The 6641-nt window shown below is 73.2% G+C and carries 5 protein-coding genes; 4 read left to right on the top strand and 1 reads right to left on the bottom strand.

The genetic code is table 11. The annotated features are described in order from the left end of the window. Positions 1-168: 168 nt before the first annotated feature. Positions 169-1740 carry an alpha/beta hydrolase gene (locus tag ABT106_RS30315; RefSeq protein WP_351283801.1) on the top strand — a complete coding sequence of 524 codons (1572 nt, stop codon included), beginning with the start codon at positions 169-171 and terminating at the stop codon, positions 1738-1740. Positions 1741-1794: 54 nt separating this feature from the next. On the opposite strand, the gene ABT106_RS30310 is transcribed toward ABT106_RS30315, so the two are convergent. Then, positions 1795-2346, bottom strand: a complete 552-nt coding sequence (locus tag ABT106_RS30310; RefSeq protein WP_351283799.1) for a HEAT repeat domain-containing protein — start codon at positions 2344-2346, stop codon at positions 1795-1797. A gap of 392 nt (positions 2347-2738) precedes the next feature. On the opposite strand from ABT106_RS30310, the gene ABT106_RS30305 reads away from it, so the two are divergent. The 3 genes from ABT106_RS30305 to ABT106_RS30295 all read left to right on the top strand — a co-directional run. Next, the gene (locus ABT106_RS30305; protein ID WP_351283796.1) at positions 2739-4535 is read left to right on the top strand and encodes a 3-hydroxyacyl-CoA dehydrogenase family protein; all 1797 of its coding nucleotides are present in this window, start codon (positions 2739-2741) and stop codon (positions 4533-4535) included. Positions 4536-4698: 163 nt separating this feature from the next. Beyond that, complete coding sequence (locus ABT106_RS30300) at positions 4699-5511, top strand: TetR family transcriptional regulator (RefSeq protein ID WP_351283793.1); 813 nt, start codon at positions 4699-4701, stop codon at positions 5509-5511. 423 nt (positions 5512-5934) lie between these two features. Then, the coding region (locus tag ABT106_RS30295; protein ID WP_351283791.1) for an alcohol dehydrogenase catalytic domain-containing protein at positions 5935-6641 on the top strand (707 nt) is incomplete at its 3' end.

Genomic DNA, 6641 nt, shown 5'->3' with positions numbered 1-6641 from the left:
GTGGAGCATCAGCGTCCGCACGTCGGGCCGGCCCTGCGCGTCGACCGTCGCCGTGGCCCCGGGGGCTCGCCGGAGGGTCATCACATCGGGCCAATGGACCGCCCAATCCCGCCTTCCGGCCGTGGTTTCCGGGACGATTCCGCCCAGACCCCTCGGCTGGGAGGCCCCATGCTGCACCCCCTGAAGAAGCGCGCCGCTGTCCTGCTCTCGATCTCCACCGTGGCCGCCGCCCTCGCGAGCCCCGTCACCGCCGCACCGGCGCCGGCCGGGGCCCCCGGGGCGCCGAAGGCCGCCCTGGCCTGGACCGGCTGCGCGACCCCCCGCTACCCCACCCTTCAGTGCGCCTCCCTCAAGGTCCCGCTCGACCACGACCGCCCCGGCGGGCGGCAGATCTCCCTGGCCCTGACCCGGGTCCCGCACACCGCCGCCTCCTCGCAGGGGCCGCTGCTGGTCAACCCCGGCGGTCCCGGCGGCAGCGGCCGCGCCCTGGCCGGGTTCGTGGCCTCCGCCCTGCCCGAGGACGTCGCCGCCCAGTACGACGTGATCGGCTTCGACCCCCGGGGCGTCGGCAAGAGCGAGCCGGTCCTCGACTGCGCGGCCGGGCACTTCAAGCCCGTACGGCCGGACTCCGTACCGCGCGACGCGGCCACCGAGCGGGCCAACCTGGAGCGGGTCCGCTCCTTCGCCGAGTCCTGCGGGACCCGGCACGCGGACGTGCTGCCGCACGTGGGGACCGTCTCGGCCGCCCGCGACATCGAGGCGGTGCGCCTCGCGCTGGGCGCGGAGCGGATCAGCTACTTCGGCTACTCCTACGGGACCTACCTGGGCGCGGTGTACGCCAAGCTCCACCCGGGCCGCGTGCACCGGCTCGTCCTGGACTCCGTGGTGGACCCGGCGGGCGTCTGGTACGAGGACAACCTCGCCCAGGACCGGGCCTTCGACGCCCGCCACAAGGCGTTCCTGGCCTGGGTGGCGAAGTACGACGCCACGTACCGGCTGGGAACCGACCCGCAGAAGGTCGAGGAACGCTGGTACGCGATGCGGGAGTCGCTGCGCGGGACGCCGGCGGGCGGCACGGTGGGGCCGGCCGAGCTGGAGGACACCTACATGCCGGGCGGCTACTACAACGGCTACTGGCCGAACCTCGCCGAAGCCTTCGCCGCGTACGCCCGGGACGGGGACCCGAAGCCGCTGGTGGCGGCGTACGAGCGGTTCGGGGCGGTGGAGCCCTCGGCGGGCAACGGCTACAGCGTGTACACGGCGGTGCAGTGCCGGGACTCGGCCTGGCCGAAGAACTGGAACCGCTGGCGCGCGGACATGTGGCGCACGCACGCCAAGGCGCCGTTCATGACGTGGAACAACGCCTGGTACAACGCCCCGTGCGCGTTCTGGCCGACGGAGTCGCTGCGGGCGCCGGACGTCACCAACGCCGACCTGCCGCCGGCGCTGCTCCTCCAGGCGACCGAGGACGCGGCGACCCCGTTCGGGGGTGCGCTCAGCATGCGCGACCGGCTGAAGGGCTCGGCGCTGGTGGTCGAGGAGGGCGGCGGCAACCACGGGATCGCGCTCAGCGGCAACAAGTGCCTGGACGAGAAGGTGGCGGCGTACCTGAGGACGGGGAAGGCGGCGGACGCCACCTGCCCCGCCCAGCCGGCCCCGAAGCCGGCGACGGCGACCCGCGCCGTCCCGCCCTCGGCGGGCGGCGCGGCCCTGCACGGTCTGCTGGGCTTCCGCGGCTGAGCGGCGGCTGAGCCGCGGCCGGGCGGCGGCCGGACCGCACCTGAGCGGCGGCCGTCAGCCGAGCTCCCGCAGCGCCGTGGTCGCGGCCACGGCGAGGCGGGGGTGGGACTGGGCGCGGACCAGCAGGTCGCGGGCGCGCGGGTCGCCGAGGCTGCCGAGACCCTCGACGCAGGCCAGGGCCACCCGCCAGTACGGGTCGTGAGGGGACAGCAGCCGCGAGAGCGTGGTCATCAGGGCCGGTACGGACTCCGGTGCGCGCAACGCGGTGAGCAGCCGGACCGGGTGCAGGGCGTAGGCGGTGCGCAGGGAGTTCGTGGCGAGGGCGGCCGCCGCGCGGGCGGTGCGCGGGTCGGCGAGCACGGCCAGAGCGGTGGCGGCGGCCGCGCAGCGGGGCGGGTCGCGGTGGTTGAGCAGCAGGACGAGGGACTCGAAGGCGCGCCGGTCGCCCGCCAGTCCGAGCCGGTACGCGGCCAGTTCGCGGGCCCACAGGGGCAGCCCGGCCGAGGTCAGGGAGGCGGCCAGGGCCTCCGGCCGGGCCGTGCGCAGCACCTCGTACTCCGGTGACTGCCCGGCCTCCGCCCGCAGGCGCTCCAGCACGTCGTTCACCCGGCCACCCTAGGGGGCGGTGGGGGTCCGCACGCGGGGTTCCGCAGATGCCGTTGATCGATGATCGATGATCGGTACATTTGGGCGGTACAGGTCACATCTCCGCGCCCTGGCGGACCAGTTGCCGAAGGGTTACTGTCCTTACCACACGTACGAGGGCGGCCTGGTGACGCAGCCGCCCCGTGCCAGTCGGTTCTGCACGACCTCACGGCGCGGCCCCGGGACAGGGTTCCGCCGCTTCTCCGCTCCGGGCGTCTTCACCTCCGGGCCCATCGGCCACGGGTGCGCCCCGCGGGTCCTTTCCGCACGGTCTTCCTTCCGTTCGGCCTCCGCGTGCACTCTGCGCCACGCGCGTCCCCTCAGTCGTCACCCTCTTCCACTGGAGTCCCTCGATGGACCGTCAGTCCAGTCACTCCTCCCTCCAGACCATCGCCGTCGTCGGCCTCGGCACGATGGGCTCCGGCATCGCCGAGGTCCTCGCCCGGGCCGGTCACGAGGTCATCGGCATCGACATCAGCGAGGCGGCCGCCCGCCGGGCGTCGGCCTCGCTGGAGGCGGCGACCGCCCGTTCCGTGTCCCGCGAGCTCCTCAGCGAGCAGGAGCGCACGGACGTCCTCGCCCGCTTCCGCACCTTCGGCGACCTGGGCGCCGCCGCCGAGGCCGACCTCGTCATCGAGGTCGTGCCCGAGTCGTACGAGGTCAAGCAGCAGGTGTTCCGTGAGCTCGACGCGGTCGTGCGGCCCGACACGATCCTGGCCACCGGCACGAACGCGCTGTCGGTGACCCGGCTCGCCGCCGAGTCGCAGCGCCCCGAGCGCGTCCTCGGCCTGCACTTCTTCAACCCGGCTCCGGCGATGAAGCTGGTCGAGGTGGTCTCCTCGGTCCTCACCGCGCCGCTCGCCGTCGAGGCGGTCACCGCCCTGGCCCGCGCGCTCGGCAAGGAGCCCGTCCCGGTCGGCGACCGGCCCGGATTCGTCGCCGACGGCCTGCTGTTCGGCTACCTCAACCAGGCCGCCGCCATGTACGAGGCGAAGTACGCCTCCCGCGAGGACATCGACGCGGCGATGCGGCTCGGCTGCGGCCTGCCCATGGGACCGCTCGCGCTGCTGGACCTGATCGGCGTGGACACCGCCCGTACCGTCCTGGAGGCCATGTACGCCTCCTCCGGCGACCGGCTGCACGCCCCGGCGCCGATCCTGGGGCACCTCGCCGAGGCCGGCCTGACCGGGCAGAAGTCCGGCCGCGGCTTCTACACGTACGAGGGCCCGGGCAGCTCGGCGGTCGTCCGCGACCCGCAGACCCCGGCGGACCGCGGGGGCGCCGGCGGGGGCCGTCCCGTGACCTCGGTCGGCGTGGCCGGCTCGGGCACGATGGCGAGCGGGATCGCGCAGGTCTTCGCGCAGGCCGGGTACGCCGTGGTGCTGGCCGCCCGCAGCCAGGAGAAGGCCGAGGCCGCGAAGGCCGCGATCGGGAAGTCCCTGGGCCGTGCGGTGTCCAAGGGCCGCCTGACCGAGGAGGCCGCCGCGCAGACCCTGGGCCGGATCACCCCGGCCGGCTCGCTGGACGCCTTCGCCGAGGTCGACCTGGCCGTGGAGGCGGTCGCCGAGGACCTGGCGGTCAAGCAGGAGCTGTTCGCGGCCCTGGACAAGGTGTGCCGGCCGGGCGCGGTCCTGGCCACGACCACCTCCTCGCTGCCGGTGATCGCGGTGGCCCGCGCGACCTCGCGGCCGCAGGACGTGATCGGCATGCACTTCTTCAACCCGGCGCCGGCGATGAAGCTGGTCGAAGTGGTCCGCACGGTGCTGACCGCCGACGACGTGCACGCCACGGTCCGCGAGATCTGCGTGAAGGTGCGCAAGCACCCGGTGGACTGCGGGGACCGGGCGGGCTTCATCGTGAACGCGCTGCTGTTCCCGTACCTCAACAACGCGATCAAGATGGTCGAGCAGCACTACGCGACCCTCGACCAGATCGACGCGGCGATGAAGCTGGGCGGCGGCTACCCGATGGGGCCCTTCGAGCTCCTCGACGTGGTCGGCCTGGACGTCTCGCTGGCCATCGAGAAGGTCCTCCACAAGGAGTTCCGCGACCCGGGCCTGGCCCCGTCCCCGCTGCTGGAGCACCTGGTGGCGGCGGGCTGCCTGGGCCGGAAGACCGGCCGCGGTTTCCGTGAGTACGCCCGCCGGTAAGCCGACGGGCCACGAGCCGGATGCGTGGGGAGGGCTGCTCGGGTCCGCCGGACCCTCACGGCGGACACACCCTCCCGAGCCCAGTGCGGGCCCTCCCCCGCATCCACCCCCGCCCCACCCCCCGCAGGCGCGCTCCCCTGCGCGAATGAAGTACTTTCGCTCTATGTCCCAGCCCGCCAAGACCTCGCCCCGCGCTTCCTCGGCCTCCGACGCCCCGGAGAGTCCGGCCGGCACCAAGGCGGCCGCCCAGCGGCTCAAGATGCGCCGCGAGCTCGCGGCGGCGGCCATGGAGCTGTTCGCGACCAAGGGGTACGAGGCGACGACGGTCGACGAGATCGCGGCGACCGCCGGGGTGGCGCGCCGGACCTTCTTCCGGCACTTCCGGTCCAAGGAAGAGGCGATCTTCCCGGACCACGACGACACCCTGACCCGCGCCGAGGCCGTCCTCGACGTGGCCCCGGCGCACGAGCACCCGCTCGACACGGTGTGCCGGGGGATCAAGGAAGTCATGAAGATGTACGCCGCCTCGCCCGCGGTGTCGGTGGAGCGCTACCGGCTGACCCGCGAGGTCCCGGCGCTGCGGGAGCGGGAGATCGCCTCGGTGGCCCGGTACGAGCGGCTCTTCACCCGCTACCTGCTGGCGCACTTCGACGAGCACGAGCAGCACGACGGCAATGACGACCCGCTGCTCGCCGAGGTGGCCGCCTCGGCGGTGGTCACCGCCCACAACCACGTGCTGCGGCGGTGGCTGCGGGCGGGCGGCCAGGGCGACGTGGAGGCGCAGCTGGACCACGCCTTCTCGATCGTGCGCAGGACCTTCGGCTCGGGGATCGGCGCGGGCCGGACCCTGACCACGGCGCCGGCCGCCCCGGCGGCGGTCCGCACGCAGGGCGAGGTGCTGGTGGCGGTGGCCCGTACGGACGCCCCGCTGGACGAGGTCATGCGGACGATCGAAGAGGCACTGCGCGGCACGTAAGGACACACGAGGCGACGCACGTCACAGAGGGCCGCTCCCGTTCCGGGGGCGGCCCTCTGTGTTTGTCCGGCTTGCCCCTACTCGCGGGTAACTCTGATCGATCATCGCTCATCTGCGCAGGTCAATCGGCAAATGAGAGAAAGTTTTGGCACGCGGTGCCTTGCTGAGTGACACCGGGTGCCATACGTTGAATCTCGTCCGGATGTCCCCGCGGCCCACGCCCACTCGGCACGGAACGCGCCCCGGATGCCTGCGTCACCAGGCACGGCACGCCTCACCACGGGCACGCCCCGCACCACCGCACCAGCCGGAACCGACGGCACACAGCACCTCGCAGTACCACCCACACGCACGCACGCACGCACGCACGCAACGCGTATCCCCCAGCGCACCCTCATCAGCGCTCATGCCGGAGGCTCTACCGTGAAGGACATCCTGGACGCGATCCAGTCGCAGACCGCTACGGCCGCGGACTTCGCGGCCCTGCCGCTCCCCGACTCGTACCGCGCGATCACCGTGCACAAGGACGAGGCGGAGATGTTCTCCGGGCTCGCCACCCGCGAGAAGGACCCCCGCAAGTCCCTGCACCTCGACCAGGTCCCGGTTCCCGAACTGGGTCCGGGCGAGGCCCTGGTGGCCGTCATGGCCTCCTCGGTCAACTACAACTCCGTCTGGACCTCGATCTTCGAGCCGGTGTCCACCTTCAGCTTCCTGGAGCGCTACGGCCGCCTGTCGGAGCTCACCAAGCGGCACGACCTGCCGTACCACGTCATCGGCTCCGACCTCGCGGGCGTCGTCCTGCGCACCGGTCCCGGCGTGAACGCCTGGAAGCCGGGCGACGAGGTCGTCGCGCACTGCCTCTCGGTCGAGCTGGAGTCCTCCGACGGCCACAACGACACGATGCTCGACCCCGAGCAGCGCATCTGGGGCTTCGAGACCAACTTCGGCGGCCTGGCGGAGATCGCCCTGGTCAAGTCCAACCAGCTGATGCCCAAGCCGGACCACCTCAGCTGGGAGGAGGCCGCATCCCCCGGCCTGGTGAACTCCACCGCCTACCGTCAGCTGGTCTCCCGCAACGGCGCCGGCATGAAGCAGGGCGACAACGTCCTGATCTGGGGCGCGAGCGGCGG

Source organism: Streptomyces sp. NPDC002044 (genome assembly GCF_040296725.1).
Taxonomy (GTDB): domain Bacteria; phylum Actinomycetota; class Actinomycetes; order Streptomycetales; family Streptomycetaceae; genus Streptomyces; species Streptomyces antarcticus.
The sequence above is the reverse complement of the archived record's forward strand: the minus strand, read 5'-3'. Positions and strand labels throughout refer to the sequence as shown.

Bases quoted from the DNA above. Each gene is read 5' to 3' on its own strand.
- ABT106_RS30305 (WP_351283796.1), top strand. From the start codon at position 2,739: ATGGACCGTCAGTCCAGTCACTCCTCCCTCCAGACCATCGCCGTCGTC.
- ABT106_RS30300 (WP_351283793.1), top strand. From the start codon at position 4,699: ATGTCCCAGCCCGCCAAGACCTCGCCCCGCGCTTCCTCGGCCTCCGAC.
- ABT106_RS30315 (WP_351283801.1), top strand. From the start codon at position 169: ATGCTGCACCCCCTGAAGAAGCGCGCCGCTGTCCTGCTCTCGATCTCC.